This window comes from Flavobacterium sp. AC274 (genome assembly GCF_979258275.1).
On the sequence record NZ_OZ409852.1, the window covers coordinates 2,273,678 to 2,296,615 of the forward strand.

At 34.0% G+C, this 22,938-nt stretch carries 22 protein-coding genes; 8 read left to right on the forward strand and 14 right to left on the reverse strand.

Features of this window, described 5'->3' with window-relative positions:
* The first annotated feature begins 30 nt into the window (after window positions 1-30).
* The 6 genes from ACZZZT_RS10590 (at window position 31) to ACZZZT_RS10615 (ending at window position 5,932) form a co-directional block, all read left to right on the forward strand.
* Window positions 31-735, forward strand: coding sequence for a Crp/Fnr family transcriptional regulator (locus ACZZZT_RS10590; protein ID WP_042563004.1), 705 nt, complete (start codon window positions 31-33; stop codon window positions 733-735).
* Window positions 736-1,309: 574 nt separating this feature from the next.
* A complete protein-coding gene (locus tag ACZZZT_RS10595; protein ID WP_463460333.1) occupies window positions 1,310-1,693 on the forward strand; it encodes a hypothetical protein in 384 nt (127 codons plus the stop codon).
* Window positions 1,690-2,748, forward strand: a complete 1,059-nt coding sequence (locus ACZZZT_RS10600) for a hypothetical protein (protein ID WP_463460334.1) — start codon at window positions 1,690-1,692, stop codon at window positions 2,746-2,748. Before ACZZZT_RS10595 ends, ACZZZT_RS10600 begins: the two co-directional genes overlap by 4 nt.
* A gap of 28 nt (window positions 2,749-2,776) precedes the next feature.
* Window positions 2,777-4,006: a CmpA/NrtA family ABC transporter substrate-binding protein gene (locus ACZZZT_RS10605; RefSeq protein WP_463460335.1), complete on the forward strand. Its 1,230-nt coding sequence runs from the start codon at window positions 2,777-2,779 to the stop codon at window positions 4,004-4,006.
* A gap of 111 nt (window positions 4,007-4,117) precedes the next feature.
* Window positions 4,118-5,005, forward strand: a complete 888-nt coding sequence (ntrB, locus tag ACZZZT_RS10610; RefSeq protein WP_463460336.1) for a nitrate ABC transporter permease — start codon at window positions 4,118-4,120, stop codon at window positions 5,003-5,005.
* A gap of 120 nt (window positions 5,006-5,125) precedes the next feature.
* A complete protein-coding gene (locus ACZZZT_RS10615; RefSeq protein ID WP_073395179.1) occupies window positions 5,126-5,932 on the forward strand; it encodes an ABC transporter ATP-binding protein in 807 nt (268 codons plus the stop codon).
* Between the two features lie 59 nt (window positions 5,933-5,991).
* On the opposite strand, the gene ACZZZT_RS10620 is transcribed toward ACZZZT_RS10615, so the two are convergent.
* The 12 genes from ACZZZT_RS10620 to nirB all read right to left on the reverse strand — a co-directional run bounded on the left by ACZZZT_RS10620 (window position 5,992) and on the right by nirB (window position 18,410).
* The gene (locus ACZZZT_RS10620; RefSeq protein ID WP_463460337.1) at window positions 5,992-6,612 is read right to left on the reverse strand and encodes a class I SAM-dependent methyltransferase; all 621 of its coding nucleotides are present in this window, start codon (window positions 6,610-6,612) and stop codon (window positions 5,992-5,994) included.
* Between the two features lie 2 nt (window positions 6,613-6,614).
* Window positions 6,615-7,328, reverse strand: a complete 714-nt coding sequence (locus ACZZZT_RS10625) for an exonuclease/endonuclease/phosphatase family protein (RefSeq protein WP_463460338.1) — start codon at window positions 7,326-7,328, stop codon at window positions 6,615-6,617.
* An 11-nt stretch (window positions 7,329-7,339) separates the two neighbouring features.
* A complete protein-coding gene (locus ACZZZT_RS10630; RefSeq protein ID WP_463460339.1) occupies window positions 7,340-8,119 on the reverse strand; it encodes a DUF6896 domain-containing protein in 780 nt (259 codons plus the stop codon).
* Between the two features lie 166 nt (window positions 8,120-8,285).
* Window positions 8,286-8,651: a hypothetical protein gene (locus ACZZZT_RS10635; protein WP_073395176.1), complete on the reverse strand. Its 366-nt coding sequence runs from the start codon at window positions 8,649-8,651 to the stop codon at window positions 8,286-8,288.
* 139 nt (window positions 8,652-8,790) lie between these two features.
* Window positions 8,791-9,144: a hypothetical protein gene (locus ACZZZT_RS10640; RefSeq protein WP_463460340.1), complete on the reverse strand. Its 354-nt coding sequence runs from the start codon at window positions 9,142-9,144 to the stop codon at window positions 8,791-8,793.
* A 215-nt stretch (window positions 9,145-9,359) separates the two neighbouring features.
* Complete coding sequence (locus ACZZZT_RS10645) at window positions 9,360-10,052, reverse strand: alginate export family protein (protein WP_463460341.1); 693 nt, start codon at window positions 10,050-10,052, stop codon at window positions 9,360-9,362.
* Window positions 10,053-10,152: 100 nt separating this feature from the next.
* Window positions 10,153-11,631 carry an MFS transporter gene (locus ACZZZT_RS10650; protein ID WP_463460342.1) on the reverse strand — a complete coding sequence of 493 codons (1,479 nt, stop codon included), beginning with the start codon at window positions 11,629-11,631 and terminating at the stop codon, window positions 10,153-10,155.
* A gap of 97 nt (window positions 11,632-11,728) precedes the next feature.
* Window positions 11,729-12,388: a response regulator transcription factor gene (locus ACZZZT_RS10655; RefSeq protein WP_073395173.1), complete on the reverse strand. Its 660-nt coding sequence runs from the start codon at window positions 12,386-12,388 to the stop codon at window positions 11,729-11,731.
* Between the two features lie 338 nt (window positions 12,389-12,726).
* A complete protein-coding gene (locus ACZZZT_RS10660; protein WP_463460343.1) occupies window positions 12,727-14,532 on the reverse strand; it encodes a sensor histidine kinase in 1,806 nt (601 codons plus the stop codon).
* 9 nt (window positions 14,533-14,541) lie between these two features.
* Window positions 14,542-15,126 carry a DUF4202 domain-containing protein gene (locus ACZZZT_RS10665; RefSeq protein ID WP_463460344.1) on the reverse strand — a complete coding sequence of 195 codons (585 nt, stop codon included), beginning with the start codon at window positions 15,124-15,126 and terminating at the stop codon, window positions 14,542-14,544.
* A 136-nt stretch (window positions 15,127-15,262) separates the two neighbouring features.
* The gene (gene nirD / locus ACZZZT_RS10670; RefSeq protein ID WP_073395496.1) at window positions 15,263-15,643 is read right to left on the reverse strand and encodes a nitrite reductase small subunit NirD; all 381 of its coding nucleotides are present in this window, start codon (window positions 15,641-15,643) and stop codon (window positions 15,263-15,265) included.
* A gap of 253 nt (window positions 15,644-15,896) precedes the next feature.
* Window positions 15,897-18,410 (reverse strand): nitrite reductase large subunit NirB, encoded by a 2,514-nt coding sequence (gene nirB / locus ACZZZT_RS10675; protein ID WP_463460345.1) that lies wholly within the window; start codon window positions 18,408-18,410, stop codon window positions 15,897-15,899.
* 268 nt (window positions 18,411-18,678) lie between these two features.
* Between nirB and ACZZZT_RS10680 the strand changes: the two genes are divergently transcribed.
* On the forward strand, window positions 18,679-19,458 hold the full coding sequence (locus ACZZZT_RS10680) for an META domain-containing protein (RefSeq protein WP_463460346.1): 780 nt from the start codon (window positions 18,679-18,681) through the stop codon (window positions 19,456-19,458).
* A 108-nt stretch (window positions 19,459-19,566) separates the two neighbouring features.
* Complete coding sequence (locus ACZZZT_RS10685) at window positions 19,567-19,998, forward strand: META domain-containing protein (RefSeq protein ID WP_463460347.1); 432 nt, start codon at window positions 19,567-19,569, stop codon at window positions 19,996-19,998.
* Window positions 19,999-20,292: 294 nt separating this feature from the next.
* Here the strand turns inward: ACZZZT_RS10685 and ACZZZT_RS10690 are convergent, their stop codons facing one another.
* Together ACZZZT_RS10690 and ACZZZT_RS10695 are read right to left on the reverse strand one after the other, a co-directional pair.
* A complete protein-coding gene (locus ACZZZT_RS10690; protein WP_463460348.1) occupies window positions 20,293-21,570 on the reverse strand; it encodes a DUF2130 domain-containing protein in 1,278 nt (425 codons plus the stop codon).
* A gap of 371 nt (window positions 21,571-21,941) precedes the next feature.
* Window positions 21,942-22,829, reverse strand: a complete 888-nt coding sequence (locus ACZZZT_RS10695) for a LysR family transcriptional regulator (RefSeq protein WP_463460349.1) — start codon at window positions 22,827-22,829, stop codon at window positions 21,942-21,944.
* Window positions 22,830-22,938 lie beyond the last annotated feature (109 nt).

Genomic DNA, 22,938 nt, shown 5'->3' on the forward strand with positions numbered 1-22,938 from the left:
AGTTTTTAAATCGATTAAAATTTAGGACTTATGAAAGAAGAGCAGCCCATTTGTTATTCCTGCGCCAACGAAAACTGTTTTATTAAAAAACACCTGCATCTGGAGCAAATGAAACAATATGTTCAGAAGAAACATAGTTTTGTTTGCAAAAAAACGCAGCAGTTTATCATTGAAGGTGCTCCAATTCAGGGACTTTATTTTATTTGTAAAGGAAAAGTAAAAACGGTTAAAACCGGAATTAACGGTCGCGAACAAATTGTTCGTCTTACTAAAAACGGAGATACGATTGGTTTTCGTGGTTTCGGAACCAGTAAACGCTATCTAATTGGTGCTTATGCTCTTGAAGATACGGTTTTATGTAATTTTAGCAATGAAACCATGATGGAAATTCTTCAGAGCGTTCCTGAATTTACATATGCCTTAATGTTGTTTTATGCCGATGAACTTAATAAAAGCGAAAATAATATCCGCAAAATCGCCCATATGAATGTACGGGAACGCGTAATCGATTTGTTATTGTACATTCACCGAAAATTTGGACAAATAAACGGTCTAATTGACATCGAACTGTCACGAAAAGAAATTGCAGATTTCGCCGGAACTACTGAGGAACAAGTTATTCGTGTGCTATCAAGTCTAAAAAAAGAGTCACTAATAAAAACAGTAGGCAAGAGAATAGGCATCCTCGCCATTCCAAAACTTCAGTCAGAAATCATGGAACATAAGTACTTTTAGGAGGGGAAAAATTTCAGGTTTCAGGTTTTGATCTATTCCGGTTAAAACCGTTGGTCATGTTTATTAATTCTTTTTTTCAAATATAGCCCGAGGTTTCAACCTCGGGAGACGTATCGTTTAGCGTTTCAATGCTCTCAACGGCTAAAACCGTTGGCCATGTTTATTAATTCTTTTTTTCAAATATAGCCCGAGGTTTCAACCTCGGGAGACGTATCGTTTAGCGTTTCTTGCTCCCAACGGTTAAAACCGCTGGCTATGTTTTATCATCCAGGGTTATCAATCTCAACTCTAAATTACATTCTGCATTCATCGTTGCTCTATCCTCTTTTTACATCCATCCCAACAATTATCTAATTTTCAAATTGACACATTATCTAATTAAGTTGAACTACGTAATAACTAAAATCCCTTATTTTACTGACATTCGCCGTAGCTTCATGCGAAAACGCAGAAAACAAATTGACTTTCAAACGCTTTTTATGGGTTAAAAAAAATGTTTTGATATGTTATAAGTATTGTACTTAAGTATTTATACGTATATAAATTTGCTTCATACAAATCAAACCAAATTATTATGAGCAAATTAACCAATCCAATATTAAAAAACCACAACACTATTTTTGCATCAAAAATTTCAAGATCTATTCTATTAGGTTTTGTACTTACAATCTTAGGAAGCTATGAAGCAAAAGCGCAATTTACATTTACAGGTCAGTTAAGAGACCGTGTTGAAATGCGTGCCGGACAAGGAACGTTACAACAACAAGGCGATAAAGCAGCTTTGTTTACAAGCCAGAGAACAAGATTAAATGCTGGATATTCCGGATATAGATTTAAAATTTTTACGGCGCTGCAAGATGTTCGTGTTTGGGGACAAGATGCTTCTTCTATCAACAGAACGACAACAGAAGCAAATAATGGAATTTTATTGCACGAAGCCTGGGCCGAGATTTTTTGAATGATACCGTTAGTACGATTCAGAATTTGTCTATAAAAGCCGGACGTCAGGAAATTTCTTATGACGATCAAAAAGTCTTAGGAAGTTTGGATTGGTTGCAACAAGGAAGACGTCATGATGCGATCGTTTTTAAGTTTGCAAATAAAGGCTGGATTGCAGATGTTGGAGCTGCTTTTAATCAGAATAAAGAAAATAATACTGGAACAATTTATAATGGTACAAATCCAGCTTATGGCGCAGGAACTAACGGAATTGGCACCATGTACAAATCATTCCAATATGCTTATGTTGGCAGAAAATTCTTCTTTGGTGACTTATCTTTTTTATTCTTCAAAGATGATTTCAATAAATATACTTTAGTGACTGCGGGAACGCCAGCGGTAACGACAAAAGTAAACGGAACCGGAGTTTGGAGCAGAAACACAACCGGAATTTATTTCAATACCAATGTAACCCGAAAATTAAATTTGACAGGAAGTTATTACTATCAGGGAGGAAAAAACAAAGATGGAAGATCATTAAACGCTAATTTATTTTCGATTACATCAACCTTACAAGTAGGAAGAAAATTGTTTATTGGTCCCGGAGTTGATTTTTTATCTGGAGATGATGGAACAAAAACGGTTACGGCCGATTCAAAAGACAATCGATTTGATCCGCTTTACGGAACACCTCATAAATTCTGGGGAAGCATGGATTATTTTTATGCAGCGAATGGTTTTGGAAAACAAGGTTTACTGGATTACTTCTTCAAAATAAAATATAATGCCAAAGACAATCTAAGTTTTGCATTGGATATTCACGGTTTTGAATCGGCAAATACTTTATCTAATGGTGCAGGCGGAAAACTAAACTCTTATCTGGGAACTGAACTTGATTTACAGGTAAAATACAACCTGACTAAAATCGTCAATATTGAAGCTGGTTATTCTTTCATGAAAGCAACAAATTCTATGGCTTCTGCAGCGGTTAAAAATGTTGCAAATGCTGATTTAAACCCACAATTTGCTTATGTAATGCTAAATATCAAGCCTAATTTTTTAGCTAAAAAATAAAAACAAATAACTTTTAAATTTCTTAAAAATGAAAAAAATACAGATAATCACAACAGAAGTTTTCAAAAGAATGTTACTGACATTAATACTCGTTTTAGCTTTTTCTTTTTCAGAAGTTTCAGCGCAAAATGATCCTGTAAAACTTGGATTTATTCCATTAACAGATTGCTCTCCAATTGTAATGGCAAAGGAATTAGGATTGTTTAAAAAATACGGAGTTGAAGTCGTGGTAACCAAAGAATCTTCATGGGCAAATGTTCGTGATAAAATTTTAACCGGAGAATTAGACGGAGCGCACTGTCTGTATTCTATGCCGTTTTCGGTTTACACAGGGGTAGGAGGCAAAGCAGGTTCTGAAATGAAAATCGCCATGATGCTGAATGTGAATGGTCAGGCAATTACACTTTCAAATGATTTTTGTGGAAAAGTAGGTTTCAAACAAATGAATAAAATTGCACCTGTTGTGGCGGCCAAACTTAAGGCTGAGAAAGAAGTAACTTTTGCCATGACTTTTCCGGGAGGAACACACGATTTATGGTTAAGAAACTGGATGGCAATTGCAGGTGTAAGTCAAAAAACATCTAAAATTATTACAATTCCGCCTCCGCAAATGGTAGCGAATATGAAAGTGGGGAATATGGACGGTTATTGTGTTGGAGAGCCTTGGGGCGGTGTTGCGGTAAAACAAGGAATTGGTTTTACACAAGTTGCTTCACAAGATATTTGGAAAGACCATCCTGAAAAAGCATTGGTTGTAAACAAAGAATTCAGCGAAAAAAGAAGAACTGATCTTGTAAAGGTGATGAAAGCAGTTTTAGAAGCCTGTATTTGGTTAGATAATCCGGCAAATCGTAAAAAAGCGGCTGCAATAATTGGAAAAGCGCCTTATGTAAATGCTCCCGCTGATGTTATCGAAAATAGATTAATGGGAAATTACGATTTGGGTTGCAACCAGGGAACGGAAGTTTATGCCAAAGATTATATGTTGTTTTACAAAGGTGGTATGGTAAATTATCCTCGTAAATCGTATGCAATTTGGGCCATGGCACAATACGTTCGATTTGGATATTTGAAAGAAGCACCAAATTATAAAGCAATCGCCGATAAATTGATTTTACAGGATTTATACGAAGAAGTGGCCAAAAGCATGAAAGTAAAAGTACCAAATGATGACATGAAGCCTTTCTCGTTAACGATGGATAAAACGGTTTTTGATCCTTCAAATCCGGCGGCATATTTAAAAGTGGTTAAAAAATAATTTTTTTCCGCCAAGAATTCACGAATTAATTTTTCTATTTAGTGCTACAATAAATTCGTGAATTCGTGGCGAAAATCCTTAACAGAATTGTCAAATTTAAATCAGAATATCATGTCTAATAAAGATACATTAACGCTAAACGACATCGCGGATCAAACAGAAGTTTTGATGGAAAATACCGTGATTGATAACGGAAGAAATGAGAAATTAAAATTGATTTTAAATTCAGTTTTGATTAAACTAAAATCAACTGCATTTGCAGGAATCGGAATTGCCTTATTTATTGGTTTTTGGAGTTTATTGAGTCTTTATACGAAAGACGCACTTCCGGGTCCTCTGGCTACTTTTACCGTTTTGAAAGAAATGTTAAGCGATCCGTTTTACGATTACGGACCAAATGATAAAGGAATCGGATTGCAATTATTTAATTCCATAAAAACCGTTTTATTGGGCTTTTTATTAGGTTCGTTAGTAGCAATTCCAATTGGGATTTTGATGGGAGCGAGCACGATTTGCAAGCAAATTATGTATCCAATTGTACAGCTTTTAAAACCGGTTTCGCCTTTGGCATGGTTTCCTATCGGATTGGTCGTTTTTAAAGACACCGGCTTGGCGACAATATTTATCGTTTTCATTACGTCATTATGGTCGACTTTAATCAATACTTCTTTCGGAATCGCCTCTATTCCACAAGATCATAAAAATGTAGCAAAGGCTTTTGGTTTTTCTAAAATGCGTTATCTCACCAAAATTTTAATTCCGTTTAGCTTACCGCACATTATCACAGGATTACGTTTGAGCATCAGCGTTGCATGGCTGGTTATTGTTGCCGGAGAAATGCTTTCTGGCGGAGCCGGAATTGGTTTCTTCGTATGGGACAGTTGGAACGCCTTGAGTTTAGAAAAAGTAATTTCAGCGATTATCATCATTGGAATAGTTGGTTTGATATTCGATAAATTCTTCACGTTTATAGAAAATAAAGTTTCTTACAAAGCTTAGTCAGAGGTTCAAAGTAGCAAAGGTTCAAAGGGACAAAGGTAGGCAACCTGAAACCTGAAACTTGAAACCTTCAAAAATCTAAAATCAATCCCGAGGCTTCGGGACTAAAATTATAAACTCATGAGTTATTTAGAAATCAAAAATTTAGAGATATCATTTCCAACTCCAAAAGGGAAATACATTGCCGTTCGTGATATTAATTTATCCATTCAAAAAGGAGAAATCATTTCAATTATTGGGCATTCGGGTTGTGGAAAATCGACTATTATGAATGCTATTGGCGGTATGCTGACACCAACTGGCGGTTCTGTCGAATTAGCCAGTCAAAAAATAAAAGGGCCGGGACCGGATCGCGGAATCGTTTTTCAGAATTATTCCCTTTTACCATGGTTAACAGTAGAACAGAATATTTTTCAGGCTGTTGATTCAGTTATGAATTGCTCTAAAAAAGAGAAACACGAAATTGTGATTCAGAACCTAAAAATGGTCAATTTATTTGAACATAAAGATAAATTACCCGGACAGCTTTCGGGCGGAATGAAACAACGTGTTGCTATTGCGAGGGCTTTTGCAATCAATCCGGGAGTATTGCTTTTGGATGAGCCTTTCGGGGCTTTAGATGCCTTAACAAAAGGATCGATGCAGTTGGAAGTTTTAAAATTATGGAATTTAGATAACAGGGAAAAAACGATCGTAATGATCACGCATGATATCGAAGAAGCGCTATTTTTATCGGATAGAATTGTAGTGCTGAATAATGGCCCGGCATCGACAATAAGAGAAATTGTAGAAGTGCATTTACCAAGGCCGAGAAATAAAATTGAAATTGTAAAAATGCCTGAATATATTGCTTTGAGAGATAAATTATTGCATTTATTGACAGACAAATTCTCTATTGAAGATATGGGAATGAAGTATAAAAATTAAAGAGAATTTAGTTGAGATGTTCTGTTGAGACGCAAATTTTTGCGTCTCAACATTATGATTTACTTTTTCTTTCCAACAAATCGAATAACAGAACCTTTTCCGTTATGGAACAAACCTTCGTTCAGTTCGATTTCTTTTTCTTCTAATTGGATGATTTCGTAGTTTGGGAAATCAGCTTTTATTTCCTCAATGGAAAATAAAGATTCAATATCTTTTGGTCCGCCAACTTTATCGTTTATTACAAGATATTCCAGATGTTTTTTGCTGAAAGCTTCAAAAATTATAATTCCATTTTGGCGTAAATATTTGTCAAGCGTTTTATGGATTGAAGATTTTATTTCAGCAGGAAAGTGTGCGTAAATCAATGCAATAGCATCAAATTGTTCAGCTTGATAATTTAAAGTTTCCAATTCGCCAACCTGATAATCAATCGAAACATTATTTGTTGCGGCTAATTTTAAAGCTTTGTTTTTTCCTTCTTCGCTAATATCAAAAGCAGCAACTTTCCAGTCTAATTTTGCGGCATAAACGGCATTTCTACCTTCGCCTTCGGCAGGAAACAGGATAGTTCCTGTATTTAGTTTTTCAATTTGTTCTTTAAAGAAATTGTTAGGGTCTTCACCGTAGGCAAATTCTTCGTTGCTGTAGCGGTCGTCCCATCTTTGAGTCCAGTTGTTCATTATTATATATTGAAATTAATTATTAAAGGTTTGTGATCACTAAGCATTGTCCAATCCTGATAAGTTCCAACTTCGACGCTTTCTAAAGTTTCGATAAAATCATTCGACGCAAAGCAATAATCAAGATGATACGGTTTGTTTTCGTGTCGATAAAGATACAAAGTTGGATGCTCTTCTTTGCCCTGTATTTGATTGTAATATTGATGGTAGGTACTCAGGATTTTTTTAGATCCCAGTTTATTTACAACTGTAGTATGGTTTCCTTCTCTTCTTGGTCTGTCCCAAATAGTATTGCTGTTGAAATCGCCAATTAAAATAGTTTTATTTTCTTTGATTAAATCTTCGTAATAATGAATAGCTTTCCAAACCTGGGTTACATATTGTCCGTCTTTATCTTGGGGATTATTTGCCCAGATTGCAAATAAGGTAAAATCAATTTTTCCGCCGGTTACAGCTATTGGCAGAATGTTTTTGAATTGTGGATTATGGCAATCCAATAATTGAAACCGATAATCACTATAAGAGAAAACCCCAAGCCCTTTATGCGGATTTGTGCCATGCCAAAGAATGTCAGTTGGTGGTTTTGTATCGGCGGTAAATTTGAGTTTTTCAGAATTTTCACACTCTGAAATTACGGCAATATCAGGATTATAAGGCAGAATGAATTTTGCCTTTTTTCTGAATGCCATGTTGCAATTCCAGGTTATGAGTTTCATTTGATAAGAATTTAAAAGTTGAGTCCTATAAACTTCCAAAAACTAAATTTTCTTTTTGTAGTATGTTCTTCAGGAATATATTCTTTGATTTCTATTTTTTCTCGATCTGTAACTACAATTCCTGTGTGATTTTTAAAATTTGAATTAATATGTTCAAATTTACCAAGAGAAAGCATCTTTTCATTTATTCTAACTCCATCTGCATAATCTTCGTAAATTTCAACAGGTAATGGCAGATAATTTGGTGTGGATTTTATGAAAATTGAAAAAAAATAAGGATCTAAATCACCAAATTCAAGACCAAAAGCTAGTGGAACTTCAATTATTTGTGCAGTTTTTTGATTTTCAAACCAACAATGAAATCCGTGAAAAAAATATTTCCAATCACCCATTTTTCCGCGTCCTCTTTTCTCTTCTTTTAATGTATTAAAGGTTAGCAATGGATAGTCTTCAAAAATTGTTATTTTAAATTGTTTTGCTAATTCAAAAATTAATTCCCTGCCTAAGTCTCTATAATCCTTTGCACAGTTTTCAAAGAAATTCTGATGTTTTTCAATTTCTTGATCTGTAATTAATTTAACGATATTAATTTCTGAATTTAAAAGATGAATTCCAACTTGAAATCCTTGCAATTCTTTTTTTAAATTTTGACCAATAGATTCTCGTTGATTTTGGACTGAATTTTCAAAAATAACTTTTAAGGTTTTGGTTCTGGGCATTTTTCTAATTTCTTCTAATGAAGGAATTTGATCAATTGAATCTATTGTTATTATTTCTGTTATTCTTTTCAATATATCAGTTTAAATGATGTAAATAATTTCAATCAAATATATTAAAGAATATTCTAAAATATTCAAAAAAAAAGCCCTTTTCCAAAACTGAAAAGGGCAATTTATAAAGTGTATATTTTAAAATCTCTATTTCGTAAAAGTAAAAATTCCAGGATTACATTTAATCTTATCCAACAAGTTTAGTTATACCACTATTTATGTCAATTTCTGCAAAATTATGTTTTCCCATAACTATAAGTAGTTTGTTGGCATTATATCCTACATATCTTATTTGAGGTTCTCCACGTTTTGGTTCTCCACAAACAGAAATTACATTAGTTTGCCATTTCAATTTATTGCTTTTATAGGCAGATATTGTTTGTAAATCATTTTCAACATAGTAGATAATGTTGTTTTTTTTGATTCCTCTTTTTTGTGTTTTTGCAAAATTTATTTCTGAATCTTTTGAAATTAATGCATTATTGTATTTTTGAGCAATACCAGTTTGTGTTACAATGAAAGTTAACATTGACAGTTTTAAAAAATGTTTCATGTAGGATAGAATTTGGGATTCGTATTCGGTTCAAATATAACTAATTAAAACACATAACAATTTTTTGGAAAGGCAAAAAAAATACCCTTTTTCCGAAATGGGAAAAGGGTAAAATATAGGAGTTAATTTTGCAGAAAAACTATTTTTTCCAGCTAAAAATTCTTGGATTTACAGAAATCATCAGCCATGCCCAATTGTTGGTATGCCCTGCGTCTCCGGCTTTTATGAATTCTAAAGTTTTAGATCCGAACATTTGTGAATATCCTCCTGTTAATGTAATTTCTTTCTTGAAATTAAAGCCTGCAGTAAAGTCAATTTCAGTTCCTAAATAAGAATCAAGTTTTTCGTTTAACGGAGCAACTACATCAGCAGCAGATAAAAATATATGCGGCATTAATGCAAATTGCCATTTGTTTACATTGTAATTCAATTTTAAGAAAGCATCTTGCAAACCAACATTGTTTAAATGATTGCCTACATAAAAATAATCCATATAACCATTAAATGCATGGTTGGTTCCAAAAATTGGATTGAATGATTTAATAACAGTGCTTCCGTCGTTTGTATCTTTTCCTGATAGGAATTCGTATCCTAAACCAGCTTTAAAAGATTCTGATATTTGGTACCCAAAGTTGGCTGCAGCATTCCATGCGCTTACTTTTAGATCTGTACTTTTTCCGGTTTGTCCGTATAACCAAAAATTACTGTCTATTTTACTTTTTTATAAACAAGGTAAGTCCCAAAAGTCTGTTTATAATCAACTAATAATTTAGCATCAGCGTTAGCGTATTCATAACCGGTATTAAGCAATAATAAACTCAAACCAAAGTCATTGTTGAATTGATTATGATACCAGGCATATTGCAAAGTTTTATAACTTGAAATAGTGTAAGGTGTTTGAAGTACATTTTCGGCATTCGAATTATAAGCGCCTCCTAAATCAAGCTTTTGCTTTTCAGTATGATAAGTCACAGTAAACGCATCATGACTTTGTGCTTGCTGTGCCCAGTCCATTTCTCCAAAAATACGCTGGTTATCGTAAGAAAGCACCTGACGTCCCATTCTGGCGCTCCATTTTTCTGTAAAATCATATTGTGCCCAGGCTTCAAAAACAGCAACACCATTTTTATCTGCAGTTGCTGTAGGAGCAACATCTCCCCAGGTTCTGGTATTTTGAAAAGTCAGTTTTACCGTAAATTCATCCTGCTTATAATTGAAATTCAATCTTGAACGTTGCGAAATCTGAGAAGTTCCTTCCTGACCTTCCGGTAAAAGTGTTTTATATCCGTTTCGGTACTCAAAACGAGGTCTAATTTGTAAGTTCACATCTAACTCCTGTGCCTGTACATTTGCACTAATTGTTCCTAATATTATTAGGATGATTATTCTTAGTTTTTTCATAACTGAATTTTTAAATACGAGGCAAATGTAAAAGATTGTCAGGGTTTATTTTGTGATAAAAGTCATACAAATTTATTCATTTTATTGTTTCTTTTTTAATTTATTGTCTATCAATTACTTTTGATAATATTGGTTGTTTTTCATTCATGATTTTCGTGATTGTATAATGCATCCATATTAAGCAAATGAAAGAAAAAACTAAGATAAATATCCATGAACTCGACCAGATTCCGGTTGAAGTAAGCAGGTAACTAAAAATAATTGGTCCAAAAAAGCCGCCCAGTCCTCCAATCATTCCAACCATTCCGCCTACAACGCCCACATCCTGAGGAAAATACTCCGGAATATGTTTGTAAACTGCTGCTTTGCCAATTCCCCATGAAATACCTATCAGGATTACAAGAACAAGAAAAACCCACATATTAGCATCAAATTTAATTACGGTGATACCTTTGGCGAGAAGTTCTTTTTTCTTTACGGTTTGATTTTGATTCACAACAACTTGCTGCCATGAAGTTTTGGTTGGAAAAATAGCATTTTCATTGGTGTTTTCTTTCTTTTGTACAACAGGAAATTCAGTATCCCCAATTTTAATGTTTTCATTTGAGACAGAAGTTATGGTTCCTTTTTTTGTAGCCAAAACACCAGGTCCCGTTGTTGTAATTTCCATTTTCGGAATCATTAATAATGCACTTAAAATTACGGATGAACTTAGAACCCAATACATGATTTTTCTGGCACCAAATTTATCTGATAAATAACCGCCAAAAGCTCTGATAACACCCGATGGCAAACTAAAAAGTGTAGCAAACAATCCGCCCATAACCAAACTGGTTTGATAAACATTCATGAAATTAGGCAAAAGCCATTGCGAATAAGCTACAAAGCATCCGAAAACTAAAAAGTAATAAGCTCCAAAACGCCAAACCCGAGCAGATTTAAGAGATTGAAGCATTTGAGAAACACTTTTTGTATTGTTTTCTATTTTCTTGTTTTTGGCAAAAATTAAAAAGGCAATCCCAATAACAACCAACGCTACACCATAAATTACAGGAAGTATTTTCCAGCCATTTTGTGGATCTTCAATAGAAAAATGATTTAGTAATGAAGGCGCTAAAAAAGTGGTGATAGCGGCACCGGCATTTCCCATTCCGAAGATTCCCAAAGCGCGTCCCTGCCATTCTTTTGGATACCAAATCGATGTATATCCAATACCGACAGCAAAACTGGTACCCACCATTCCAAATAAAAAGCTTAATAACGCAAATGTTATAAAACTATCTGCAAAAGGCAGTAAAAATAAAGGAATTGAGCAAAGTAGCAGCAAAAGTGAAAAAACATATTTTCCTCCAAACTTATCTGTCAGGATACCGATTGGCAAACGCATTATAGATCCGGTCAGAATCGGAATTCCAAGAAGCCATCCCACCTGAACAACGCTCCAGTGAAAGATTCCATTATCAACCAAAAAGGTTACTAAAACGCCATTCAATGTCCAACAGGCAAAACACACAGTGAAAGCCAGGGTATTTAAGAATAAAATTTTGTGTGATTGCGAGAGTGAGTTTGTATTTTTCATAGCACTTATATTTTTCAACAAAAATAAGTACTAAAACGTAGTTAAAAACTGCGAAAACGCAGTTTTTGAAAAATAATTACGTAATTATACGTAGTTTTTATAATAAAGAATACTCAGTGGCTTTATTGGAAAGTTCCATTAAGTTCTTTACTTTCAATTTTTTCATTAAGTTAAAGCGATGTACTTCGGCAGTTCTTTTACTAATTTCAAGAGCTTCGGCGATTTCTTTGTTGCCTTTTCCGGATAATAAAAGTGTCAGGATTTCTTTTTCTCTTTTGGTAATCATCATTTCTTCGCCTAAATTTTGTTTAGGTTCTAATGAAGTTGAAGAGTTTGTTAACTGACTGATTAATATTGAGGAAATGTCACCACTAAAATACTTTCCACCGCCAGCAACGATATGGAGTGCTTTTAAAAATTCTTCTTTACTAGAACCTTTCAATAAGTATCCATCGGCTCCGGCCTTAATAGATTTTAGTACATATTCTTCAGACTCGTGCATGGAAAGCATAATAATTTTTACGTTATTATTATCGCTTCTAAGTTTTTCTACTAGTTCGATACCTGTAAGATTTGGCATGCGAATATCTGCTATAAGTAAATCCGGTTTACTGCTTGCAACCACTTCAAGAGCATCGGCACCATCAATAGCTTCGCCTACAACCTCGATGTTTGCTTCGTTTTCTAATAAAGATTTTATTCCATCTCTTACAAATACATGATCATCTGCCAGTACAACTCGAATAGTATTACTCATGATTTACTTAATTTTGATTCTAAGTTTTTACGTATATTCATCTATAAATATTAGGCTAAGATACGTAATTTTTTAAATTAGAAAATGTGTCAATTAGAAAATGTGCCAATTTGATAATGTGTCAATTTGATAATTAGAAAATTGTTTGTAGACTTTTGTCTAATTTTTTGTGAAGAAAAATTTTGTTATGTTTTTTTATCTCAATGGAGGAGGGATCACACTTGTAACTTGACAAAGATTGGCGATTTTGATTGCGGAGCTTCTTGTGTGATCTCTCCTCCGTCGAGATGACAAGATTGTAGAATATCGGAATTTTAAATTGTCTAATTGTCTAATTTTTATATCGGAATATTAAAAGTAATCCTCGTTCCTTCACCCGGAATCGATTTAATAAAAACGCGTCCGTTGATGTATTGAATTCTTTCTTTCATGAACAATAATCCCATACCGGATTCGCTATTGCATTTTTTATCTACAGTGTGAATATCAAAACCTTTTCCGTTGTCGTCTACAATAATACTTAGGAGCGTATCGCTATGCGAAAGCTGCACAATAATATGTGATGATTCAGCATATTTTATGGCATTGTTGATCGCTTCTTGCGTAAGGCGATAGATGTTAATTTCGATTAAAGAATCTAAACGCTGGCTGAAATCGGTTTTGTTGTAAAACAAGATTTCTTTTCCGGTAAGTTTTGAAAGTTCCTGTGTAAGTTTCGACAGAGAAGAAACAATGCCGTGATCGCTTAGTTCCGGAGGCATTAAATTAAAAGTTGCCGTACGAACTCCTTTGATAATATCCAGTGATAATTTTTTAAGATATTCAATTTTTTGAGCCGCTTTTTCCTTGTCGTCGAGATTAATGCTTTCTAAGCTAAACTTTAATCCTGTGAGCATCTGTCCAATTCCGTCGTGAATTTCTTTCGCAATTCGGTTTTGTTCATTTTCTTGATTTTCAACAATTTTGCTCGAAATAATTTTCTGTTGATTGATTTTTTCGGTACTGTTTTCAATATTCAGACGTTCTACTTCGCGCTGTGCTTTTTTGCGTTCGGTAATGTTAAAACAAACAATTAAAAGTTCGAGTTCGTCTTTTTTTATGGTTACGGGAACCATTGATAAATCAAGCCAGATAGTCTGTGCTTCTTTATTGATGATTTTAATTTCGCCCTGCCAGCCGCTTCTGTGCTTTTCAAAAATAATGCGATCGATATTAAGCTGTTCTTTTTCGTCGGTAGTTAAAACTTCCGAGAATTTTTTATTAGATGAAAACTTAGTGTAATTCAAAAGCTTGGCAAATTTTTCTCCAATATGTATAATCGAACCATCGGGAGCAATACGGCAATAAAGCAGCGTATTTTCCATGGCATAATTCAATGATTTTAATTCTTTTACAGAGTTTTCTTTTATCTCACTGATAATTTCAGTGTCGTAGGCCAATTTTAAAGCTTTCTTTTCTGAAGATAAAAGCTTGGCAATCAATCTCTCAATTTTTTTATTGGTAGGTTTAAAAATAAAGAAAAATTCCAAAAGCAAAATGAGTAGGGTGAAGCCAAAAATCCAATATTCTATTCTGCGTTGTTCCGTAACTTTCTCGTGTGCTTCAAGATCGTATTGTGTTACAATTTGATTCATTTTCGAAAGAAAAACACCTTCGTTTTTTAGAATAATTTCTACTAGTTTTTGATTGTTGGCTATTTTGTTTTTTTGTGCTAAATTCAACAGAAGCAAATCTGTTGTTTCTGCAATTTTCGAAAAATTGGGTTTTACTTCAATATATAATTTAGCAAGCGTTTCACTTTTTTCTTTTGGAAAAGCCAAACTATCATTGCCGTTTTCCAGCGAGTTTTGCGTGTTTTTCCAAAGCGATAAAACATTCTTTAAATGTGAAATTTGTTTGGAAGAAACAGTATCAGCAACATAATGAAGAATCAGAACTTCTTTAACAATCTTCTGGCTCAGCATTCTTTGCTTTCCGGAAATATTAATGATTTTAGAATCGCTTAATTGTTGATTTAGATTGTATTGAACTAAAACCTGACTAACAATAATAGTTACTGCAATAGTTAGAAGAGCAAAAAAATACAGACGGCGTAAATTTTTGAAAGTAATTTTATCTGCAGTTTCCTGATTGTTTTTTTTCATTATACTAATTTACAACCCTAAAGACGCTTTTATCAAATTTAAATTTTCTTCGGTATAATTGATTTTTAAAGCTTCCTGATGTCCTTTGTCTGACATTTTATCCCAGGTTTTTTTGATGATATTTTTTAGTTTTTCCTCGTCGTGTTTATGAACAAAAGGATCCAGATAATATTCTAAAAAAACCAAGCAAATAACGTCTTCAAGTAATTGGGTTTCGTTGTCTTTTTTAAGCAGTTTTTTTTCAATTAAAAAAGAAACACGATCAATAAATTCTTGGTTGTATCCTGCTTTTTCTAAGATTTCGGCAGTAGTTTTGGCGTGAAATTTTTTCAATTCTTCTCTCCATTTCAAATAACCTACACGATCCATTGGGTAAGATTCACGTGCCACTTTCCATCGGCAAATATGCTGCGCTTTTGAGGCAATTTGCACTTCTTCTGAAGCCTCGGGTTCAAATTGCATCAATCTTTCGTACATCCTGTTAGAATATAATAATTCCTTCGGATATTCAGTATTTTGATCGATTTCGATATTCGGATCCTGAGCGTTTTCGGCATCAATCCATTCGCTTGCTTTTTGAAAAGGTGTAGTCATTGTTGGTAGATAATAGATTTCAAATATACGTAAATTAGTAGAAAAGTCGAAAGACAAAAGTGAGATGAAAGAAGCAAGAAGCAAGATGATAAAAATTTTCAGATCTTGCTTCTTGTTTCTTGCCTCTTAAAGCTCTCTAATCTACAAAACCAACGAATACTTGATCGTCAACAATTTTAATTGGATATGTTGCAATTTTTAAATCATCATCTCCATTTAAATTTGAACCATCAACCAATGAAAAGGTTTTTTTGTGCATCGGGCAGGCAATTTTCGGAATATCATCTGTTGATCCCGTCATTCCTCTTGCCAAAACCATTTCCATTTTATGCGGACAGGCATTTTGACAAGCGTACCATTCGTTACGGCGTGCAAAATTAAAAATGGCGATTTGTTTGTTTTTGTATTTGATACAGCCACCGCGATTGGTTGGAAAATCTTCTACTTTTCCGGCTTTGAACCAAATTGTAGCATCGCTTGGATGAACGGTTTCGTATTGATTTAAGATTTCTTCCATTTTAATAATTTTTTTGTTCCTGTTTCTTATCCCTCTTTTTACAATCATGAGAGTTATGATGGCGCAGTAAAAAAGAGGGTAAGAAGGACAGCAAACGTTTGTGATATTTTTTTATTTTTTTTGGAGCTGAATTTTTTAATTAAAAATTGAGAATTAAAAATTTTTGAAAGCTATGTGTGTTTAAACTAAGTGAAATGCCTTTATCCACTTCTATAAGCTATGTTTCTATGTGTTTAATAAATTATTGGCAAAGCTAAGACCATGCTTTTGGCGCTTTTTGATCTCGTAACGGAACAAAAACAACATTGTCATCTTTCTCGTCAGAGTTTACAAAATGGTTGAAACGTTTTAATAATCTTGGTTTTTCAAGAACTTGTTTCCATTCGCATTCAAAAGTGTTTACCAGAGTCTGCATTTCAGCTTCCAGCGTTTCGCAGATTCCTAAACTATCCTCGATAATTACTTCTTTCAGATATTCTAAACCTCCGTCAAGTTTTTCTAACCAGGTCGAAGTTCGAATCAGCGGGCCAGCCGTGCGGATGTAATACATTAAAAAGCGATCCATGTATTTGATAACAGTTTCTTTATCAATTTTTTCGGCTAATAAAACAGCGTGTTTTGGGTTGGCACCACCATTTCCGGCAATGTATAAATTCCAGCCGCCTTCAACAGCGATAAGTCCGAAATCTTTTCCGCGAGCCTCGGCACATTCGCGAATACAAGCCGAAACACCACCTTTTAGTTTATGTGGAGAACGAATTCCTTTGTATCTGTTTTCCAGTTCGATTGCAAATCCTGCGCTGTCGTCCATTCCGTAACGGCACCATGCATTTCCAACACAGCTTTTTACGGCACGAAGCGATTTTCCGTAGGCATGACCACTTTCAAAACCATTATCTATTAATATTTTCCAGATTTTTGGTAAATCACTTAAATGTGCACCAAATAAATCAACACGTTGAGCGCCTGTAATTTTAGTGTACAAATCAAATTGTTTGGCAACTTCTCCAATTACAATTAATTTCTCAGCGGTAATTTCACCACCGGCAACTCTTGGTACAACAGAATACGTTCCGTTTCGTTGAATATTAGCCAAAAATCTATCGTTTGTATCTTGAGTTGTAACGTGTTTATTCGCAGTATCGTTGTAAATACTAGAGAATATTGAGGCAACAACCGGTTTGCAAATTTCACAGCCATCGCCTTTGCCATGATGATCAATGACTTCATAAAAATTTTCATATTTATTGATTTTTACCAAATCGAATAATTCCTGACGGTTATAACTAAAATGCTCACAAATCACTTCTTTTACTTCTTTTCCTAAAGATTTTTGTGTGGCTTTTACCAAATCAGAAACCATTGGTTTACAGCCGCCACAGCCAGAAGTGGCTTTGGTATGTTTTACAACATCAGAAAAACTAGAACAGGTTTCATCTAAAAGTGAACAGCAAATTGCACCTTTAGTCACATTTTCGCAAGAACAAATTACGGCGGTGTCCGGTAAATCCATCACACTTCCTAAACTTGAACCTTCAGATCCATCACGAGAACCTAAAATTAAATCTTCCGGATTTTTAGGCAAAGCCATTGCATTGCTGTAAATCTGAAAAAGTGAATTGTAATCGCTGGCATCTCCAACTAAAATTCCGCCTAACAGAGTTTTAGAATCTTTGGTAATGTTGATTCTCTTGTAAATTCCGCTCAATTTATTCTCATAAACAATTGCGGTTACCTCATTATTTTCGATAAAAGGGTCACCAAAACTCGCCACTTCAACACCAATTAGTTTTAATTGAGTCGACATATCGATGGTTTCTCTCATGGTTTTTGTACCATTTAAGATTTGCTCTGCAGCGACATCAGCCATTTCGTAACCTGGAGCAACAAGTCCGTAAATGTTTTGATTGTATAATGCTACTTCGCCAATGGCATAAATAGAAGGATCTGATGTTTGCATTTGATTGTTTACCACAACACCACCTCGTAAACCGACTTCAAGTCCTGAAACTCGAGCTAATTCGTCGCGAGGTTTAATTCCGGCAGAAATAACCAACATATCCACTTTTAACAATTCGTCATCTGCAAACATCATTCCCGTTATGCATGTTGCACCGTCAATATATTGCGTGGCTTTGTTAAGATGAATGCCAATATTTAATTCTTCAATTTTAGATTGCAGCATATCGCTGGCGCCTTTGTCTAATTGTCTTGGCATCAAACGTGGTGCAAATTCCACAACATGTGGATTCAAACCCAGATCTCTTACTGCTTTTGCAGCTTCCAATCCTAATAATCCTCCACCCAAAACTGCAGCTTCTGTCGCACCTTTTTGTTTTATTTTTTTAGCGTAAGCCATAATCGCATCCAGATCTTCGATAGTTCTGTACACAAAAACACCTTCTTTTTCTACACCATCAATTGGTGGTACAAAAGCCGATGAGCCAGTTGCAAGAACTAAGTAATCGTACGTATGTGTTTTTTCTAAATGAGTATGGATTGTTTTTTCAGATCGGTTAATATCTGTAATTAATTCAGAAGTGTTAAGAATAATGTTGTTTTCTGTGTACCAGTTACTTGTTGATAATGATAAATCATCTGCTGTTTTTCCTCCAAAGTACTCACTTAAGTGAACTCTGTCGTAAGCGCGCCTTGGCTCTTCACCAAAAATGGTAATCTGATACTTTTCCTGTCCTGATTTTGCAATGAATTTTTCGCAAAATTTATAACCAACCATGCCGTTTCCAACTACTATTACTCTTATCATGATTTCTTTAATTAAGTATTACTACGCAAATATAAGTATTTATACTTATAAAATACGTATTGTATTTAATTTTTTAATTAAGATATCTTTAATGTAATTACGTATTTAGCCGTAATCTTTTACGTAGTGGGCGTTTCTAGTGAATTATTGTAATAGAAATTATTTAAAATTTGAAAACATTCTAAATAAGAGTTTCAAAAAAATGTTGTAAATTCATAAGAATTTTATATATGTTTTTCGATAAGCAAATATTCTTAATAAAATCGTTATGAAAAATATAATTTCACTATTGCTGTTGTTTTCTTTAATTGTGAGCTGTAAATCTACTGTGGGCAAAAGTTCAGATCCACAGACTACTTCTGAATATGGAACTCAGGAAGACGAGATGAAATATTATTTTACAGCAACCGGAAACGAACCTTTTTGGGGATTGAAAATAGGGAATGATGAAATTATTTTCACGTCGTTGATTACCGGAAAAGAAAAAATTATTTTCCCCTCTGTTGAAGCCATAAAAGCAATGGATGCCAATGTAAGGATGTATAAAGTAAGTAATGAAACTTCTACAGCAACAATTGCGATTCAGCAATTGGAATGTCAGAATTCAATGTCGGGAGCAATTTCTCCTTATAAAGTTACAGTTGAAATAAAGAACAACTCCGAATTAGAAGCTGAAAAACTGAGTGGCTGTGGAAAATATAATACAGATTACCGCTTGCATGATATTTGGGTTTTGGAAGAATTAAATGGATTTAAAGTTTTTATAACCGATTTTCAAAGAGAATTACCAAGAATTGAAATTAATTCTGCAGAAAATAAATTTATGGGTTATGGCGGCTGTAATGCAATTAGCGGTACTATATTTTATGAAAAGGATTTGCTAAGATTCTCAAAAGTTGTTTCGACTTTAATGGCTTGTGCACCAGGAAATAAAGAAAGCGAATTTGTAAAAGCGCTTCAAAATGTAACAACTTATAAAATAGGTGATAATAAATTAATGCTTTCTAATCCGTCCGGGAAATTATTGGTTTTTAAAAAAGTGGATTAGAACCTTACTTTAAAATGTCTTAATATGTTTTAAAAAATCTTATTCCATATAAAGGATACTTTCAAGTCAGAATATTTTTGTAAAATAAAACTTATAAAAATATTTTACATGAAAAGGATTTTAATGTTATTTATTGCAGGTTCATTGGCTTTTGGCTGTAAATCTGCTAAAGAAACAAATGCAACAGTATCGACTAACGAAAAGGCAATTGAAAAGAAATTGCAGCAAACATGGGTTTTAGAAAATTTAAACGGTAAAGTAGTTACTGATAAAGACTTTTCAAGCTTACCAAAAATTGCAATGAATCCAGCAACGTTTTCAGGTTCAACAGGATGTAATGCTATCAAAGGGAATTTATTATCTAAAGGCGAAGGACAAATTCAGTTTTTAAATCTTACGTCAGAAACTAAAAAATGTGATGCAAAAAAAGAAGCTGAATTTTTGCAGTTGTTGAGAACAAATTCAGGTTATTCTATTAAGGAAAATAAATTATTCCTTTCAAACCAATTTGGATTAACAATGTCATTCAAAAAAGGTTAATTCAAAAAGTTAAAGTTAAGAAGTAGAAAGGCTTCACTATTATTAGTGAAGCCTTTTTTTATTGGGTGTTGCGAGGAACGAAGTAATCTCATTTGTTAAATCGACAAAAGTTTACAGGCGTGATATTTCGAACGCCGATGACGCAGATTCGCAAGCGAAAACACGGATTTGCGCGGATTTTTTTGTTTAGCTAAATAAAGATTTACGCAATGACAATTATTGCGTAAAAAAATCAGCGCAAATCCGTGTCTTCGCTTTAGCGAATCAGCGTCATCCGCGTTCTATCTCGTAATATTATTCCGGTAATTCTTTTGGATCTTCTTCTTCCTCAATAAAATCAAGTTCTAAAGCTCTTACAGTCTGAACTGCATTTCCTGCAATACCACGTATCGAACCATACATTCCTAAAGTATTGTGCACTACTTTTTCAATTTGTTTTTCGCGTTGTTTCCAAATTCTTTGCATCGCTCTTTTTTCGGCATCAAGATCGCCTTGCATTTGCGTGAAGCCTTCTACAATTCCTTCAATTTGTAAACGGAATTCGTTGCTGGTTAAAAAATCATACAACATCGACATTTTATCACCTTTGTTTTCCTGAGCCTGAACCGCCTGACTTACCTGAATTAAAGACTGACGCAAAACAGCGCTCAAACCTTTAAATTCCTCATAAGTACAAATCCAGATTCCGTCTCGCATTCCCATACGGTCCATTCCGGCAGGCATAACTTCGGTAACCAAAACCCCAATATTGGCTCTTTTTAGTCTGATATCATTTTTAAATTTCTCAATCCACGCAGGCTGAAAAGATTTTGTGCGCTTGCTTTCGTAATAAATAGAACCACAATTTTGCAATTCGCGCGTGTTTACAATTTGAAGACAATCAGCTCCGTTTGCGCCTTTTTTAACTTCGTCAATACTGTCAAGCGGAAAATTATTTGCCAGCCATTCTTCAATCGCCAATTCCATTACTTCGCCTTGCAATTGCATAGAACCTTGCTCTTGCTTGCGTTTCATTTCTTCGATCAGCTTTTTTTGATCGTCAGATTGTTTTTGGTATTCTTTTATTTTAAGTTCGTTTTTTTCTTCTTCCTGTTTACGGATTTTGTCGCGTTCTAAAACTAAAGTCTCGTTAAGTTGTTTTTGAGCTTGTGCTTCAATAGCGTCTTTCATCTCCAGTTTTTCACGTTGAAGCTTCAAAATTTCGCCTTCCATTTTATTTAGTTCCCGAAGTTTCTCAGATTTTTCAGAAAGTTCTTTTTCCATTGCAACCAAACGATCTTTGTTTTCTTCGTCGAGTTTGGTTTTTATTTTTTCGGTAATTTCTTTTTCGGCTGTCTTTTTTTCACGTTCCAAACGTTCAGCAAAAAGTTCATTTTCCTGTTTCTTTTTGGCTTCAAACTCAGCTTTAGCTTTTTCTAATTGCTCGTTTTTAAGTTCTAATTCTTGTTTTTGAGCATTGGCTTTTTGTTGATATTCTTTACGGATACTATCTTCCAATTGATGTTTTAGAATATCATTTACATCGATTGTAGTTCCGCAATTTGGACACTGAATTGAAGATTGCTCTGCCATTTTATTGATTTTATTTAGATAATGTAATAATTTGCTAAGGTATCTAAAAGTTCATTCTTTTTAGGGAATTTACTTGTGATAAATTGTAACTTTTTTGCCACGAATTGCACTAATTGTATTTGTGTTTCTTTCTGCTAACCGGTGCAATTTAATTCCTTTAAGCTTTTAGTTTTTACGGATTTCCATAATTTAATTAATCTCGCAAAGACGCAGAGTCGCAAAGTTTTTCGTTCGTCGAAATGAGAAGATTGGGGTTACTTTACGTTTCAAGGGATTAAAAATCCCTAGCTACAAAATAAATCATTCCTACGGAATTTTATAAAGAGTTCCGGAGGAACGGATCATATTGTAGGGATGGATTTTAATCCATTCTACGCACGTTTTTTAAAATTCAATAAAAAAGCAACCGCTGCTTTTGTGATTTCAGAATCGTCTTCTTTTGAAGTGATTAAAGAAACATCAGTATACAAATTGACTTTCTTTAATTCGATAAAACCAATTTCCGGATCCTTATTGTTTCTGGCAATATTAGACGGAACAATCGAAATTCCCAAGCCATTTTTTACCAATTGCACAATAGAATTAATATTGTTAGATTCATGAACAACCTTCGGCGTAAAGCCATAAAACGCACAAAGTTGCAGTAAAACTTCGTGATAATGCGGTGCGTAATCTTTATTGAAAAACACAAAAGTTTCGTCTTTTAAATTCGGGATTTCTTTTTCAGAAATAATTTGGATGGAACTTTTGTTATAAACCACCGAAAAACCGTCCTGAAACCACAATTGTGATTTTATTTTGGGAGATTTTATTGGAGAACGAATAATTCCCAATTCGATTTTTCCTTGTTCTAAAGCTGCAATTTGTTTGGTCGTTGAAACTTCAAATAATTTAAAATTTACATATGGAAATTGTTCTTTGAGATGTTTTATTAATTCTGAAATTACTTCAGCATAAATCGAACTGATGTAAGCGATTCTGAATTCGCCCGAAACATTCTCGGCTATTTTTTTTGTTTTGATACAAATGTGTTCCAGATTCTGAAAAAGTTCTTTTACTTCTTTTTCGAAATATTTTCCGGCTTCGGTTAGTTCGACTTTTTTGTTGTTTCTAATAAACAAGCGTGCCTGGATTTCTTCTTCTAACTCCATAATCTGACGGCTCAAAGGCGGCTGTGAAATGAAAAGTTTTTCGGAAGCTTTGGTAAAATTCAGTTCTTCGGCTACAGCCAAAAAATATTTAAGATGACGTAATTCCATAAATACCTATTAAGTATTAATAATTGACAAAATAAGTATTTTTGAAGTATATATGAAAGGAATACTTTTGAAAAAAATGTTTCACGCGGATTTGGCAGATTTAAGCAGA

What these genes read in the sequence shown, in the direction of transcription:
- ACZZZT_RS10665 (WP_463460344.1), bottom strand. Translation starts at nt 15,126, where the DNA reads ATGACTACACCTTTTCAAAAAGCAAGCGAATGGATTGATGCCGAAAAC.
- nirB (WP_463460345.1), bottom strand. Translation starts at nt 18,410, where the DNA reads ATGATAAGAGTAATAGTAGTTGGAAACGGCATGGTTGGTTATAAATTT.
- ACZZZT_RS10615 (WP_073395179.1), top strand. Translation starts at nt 5,126, where the DNA reads ATGAGTTATTTAGAAATCAAAAATTTAGAGATATCATTTCCAACTCCA.
- ACZZZT_RS10595 (WP_463460333.1), top strand. Translation starts at nt 1,310, where the DNA reads ATGAGCAAATTAACCAATCCAATATTAAAAAACCACAACACTATTTTT.
- ACZZZT_RS10645 (WP_463460341.1), bottom strand. Translation starts at nt 10,052, where the DNA reads ATGAAAAAACTAAGAATAATCATCCTAATAATATTAGGAACAATTAGT.
- ACZZZT_RS10590 (WP_042563004.1), top strand. Translation starts at nt 31, where the DNA reads ATGAAAGAAGAGCAGCCCATTTGTTATTCCTGCGCCAACGAAAACTGT.
- ACZZZT_RS10695 (WP_463460349.1), bottom strand. Translation starts at nt 22,829, where the DNA reads ATGGAATTACGTCATCTTAAATATTTTTTGGCTGTAGCCGAAGAACTG.
- ACZZZT_RS10620 (WP_463460337.1), bottom strand. Translation starts at nt 6,612, where the DNA reads ATGAACAACTGGACTCAAAGATGGGACGACCGCTACAGCAACGAAGAA.
- ACZZZT_RS10655 (WP_073395173.1), bottom strand. Translation starts at nt 12,388, where the DNA reads ATGAGTAATACTATTCGAGTTGTACTGGCAGATGATCATGTATTTGTA.
- ACZZZT_RS10690 (WP_463460348.1), bottom strand. Translation starts at nt 21,570, where the DNA reads ATGGCAGAGCAATCTTCAATTCAGTGTCCAAATTGCGGAACTACAATC.
- ACZZZT_RS10685 (WP_463460347.1), top strand. Translation starts at nt 19,567, where the DNA reads ATGAAAAGGATTTTAATGTTATTTATTGCAGGTTCATTGGCTTTTGGC.
- ntrB (WP_463460336.1), top strand. Translation starts at nt 4,118, where the DNA reads ATGTCTAATAAAGATACATTAACGCTAAACGACATCGCGGATCAAACA.
- ACZZZT_RS10680 (WP_463460346.1), top strand. Translation starts at nt 18,679, where the DNA reads ATGAAAAATATAATTTCACTATTGCTGTTGTTTTCTTTAATTGTGAGC.
- ACZZZT_RS10640 (WP_463460340.1), bottom strand. Translation starts at nt 9,144, where the DNA reads ATGGATTATTTTTATGTAGGCAATCATTTAAACAATGTTGGTTTGCAA.
- ACZZZT_RS10650 (WP_463460342.1), bottom strand. Translation starts at nt 11,631, where the DNA reads ATGAAAAATACAAACTCACTCTCGCAATCACACAAAATTTTATTCTTA.
- ACZZZT_RS10635 (WP_073395176.1), bottom strand. Translation starts at nt 8,651, where the DNA reads ATGAAACATTTTTTAAAACTGTCAATGTTAACTTTCATTGTAACACAA.
- ACZZZT_RS10625 (WP_463460338.1), bottom strand. Translation starts at nt 7,328, where the DNA reads ATGAAACTCATAACCTGGAATTGCAACATGGCATTCAGAAAAAAGGCA.
- ACZZZT_RS10605 (WP_463460335.1), top strand. Translation starts at nt 2,777, where the DNA reads ATGAAAAAAATACAGATAATCACAACAGAAGTTTTCAAAAGAATGTTA.
- ACZZZT_RS10660 (WP_463460343.1), bottom strand. Translation starts at nt 14,532, where the DNA reads ATGAAAAAAAACAATCAGGAAACTGCAGATAAAATTACTTTCAAAAAT.
- nirD (WP_073395496.1), bottom strand. Translation starts at nt 15,643, where the DNA reads ATGGAAGAAATCTTAAATCAATACGAAACCGTTCATCCAAGCGATGCT.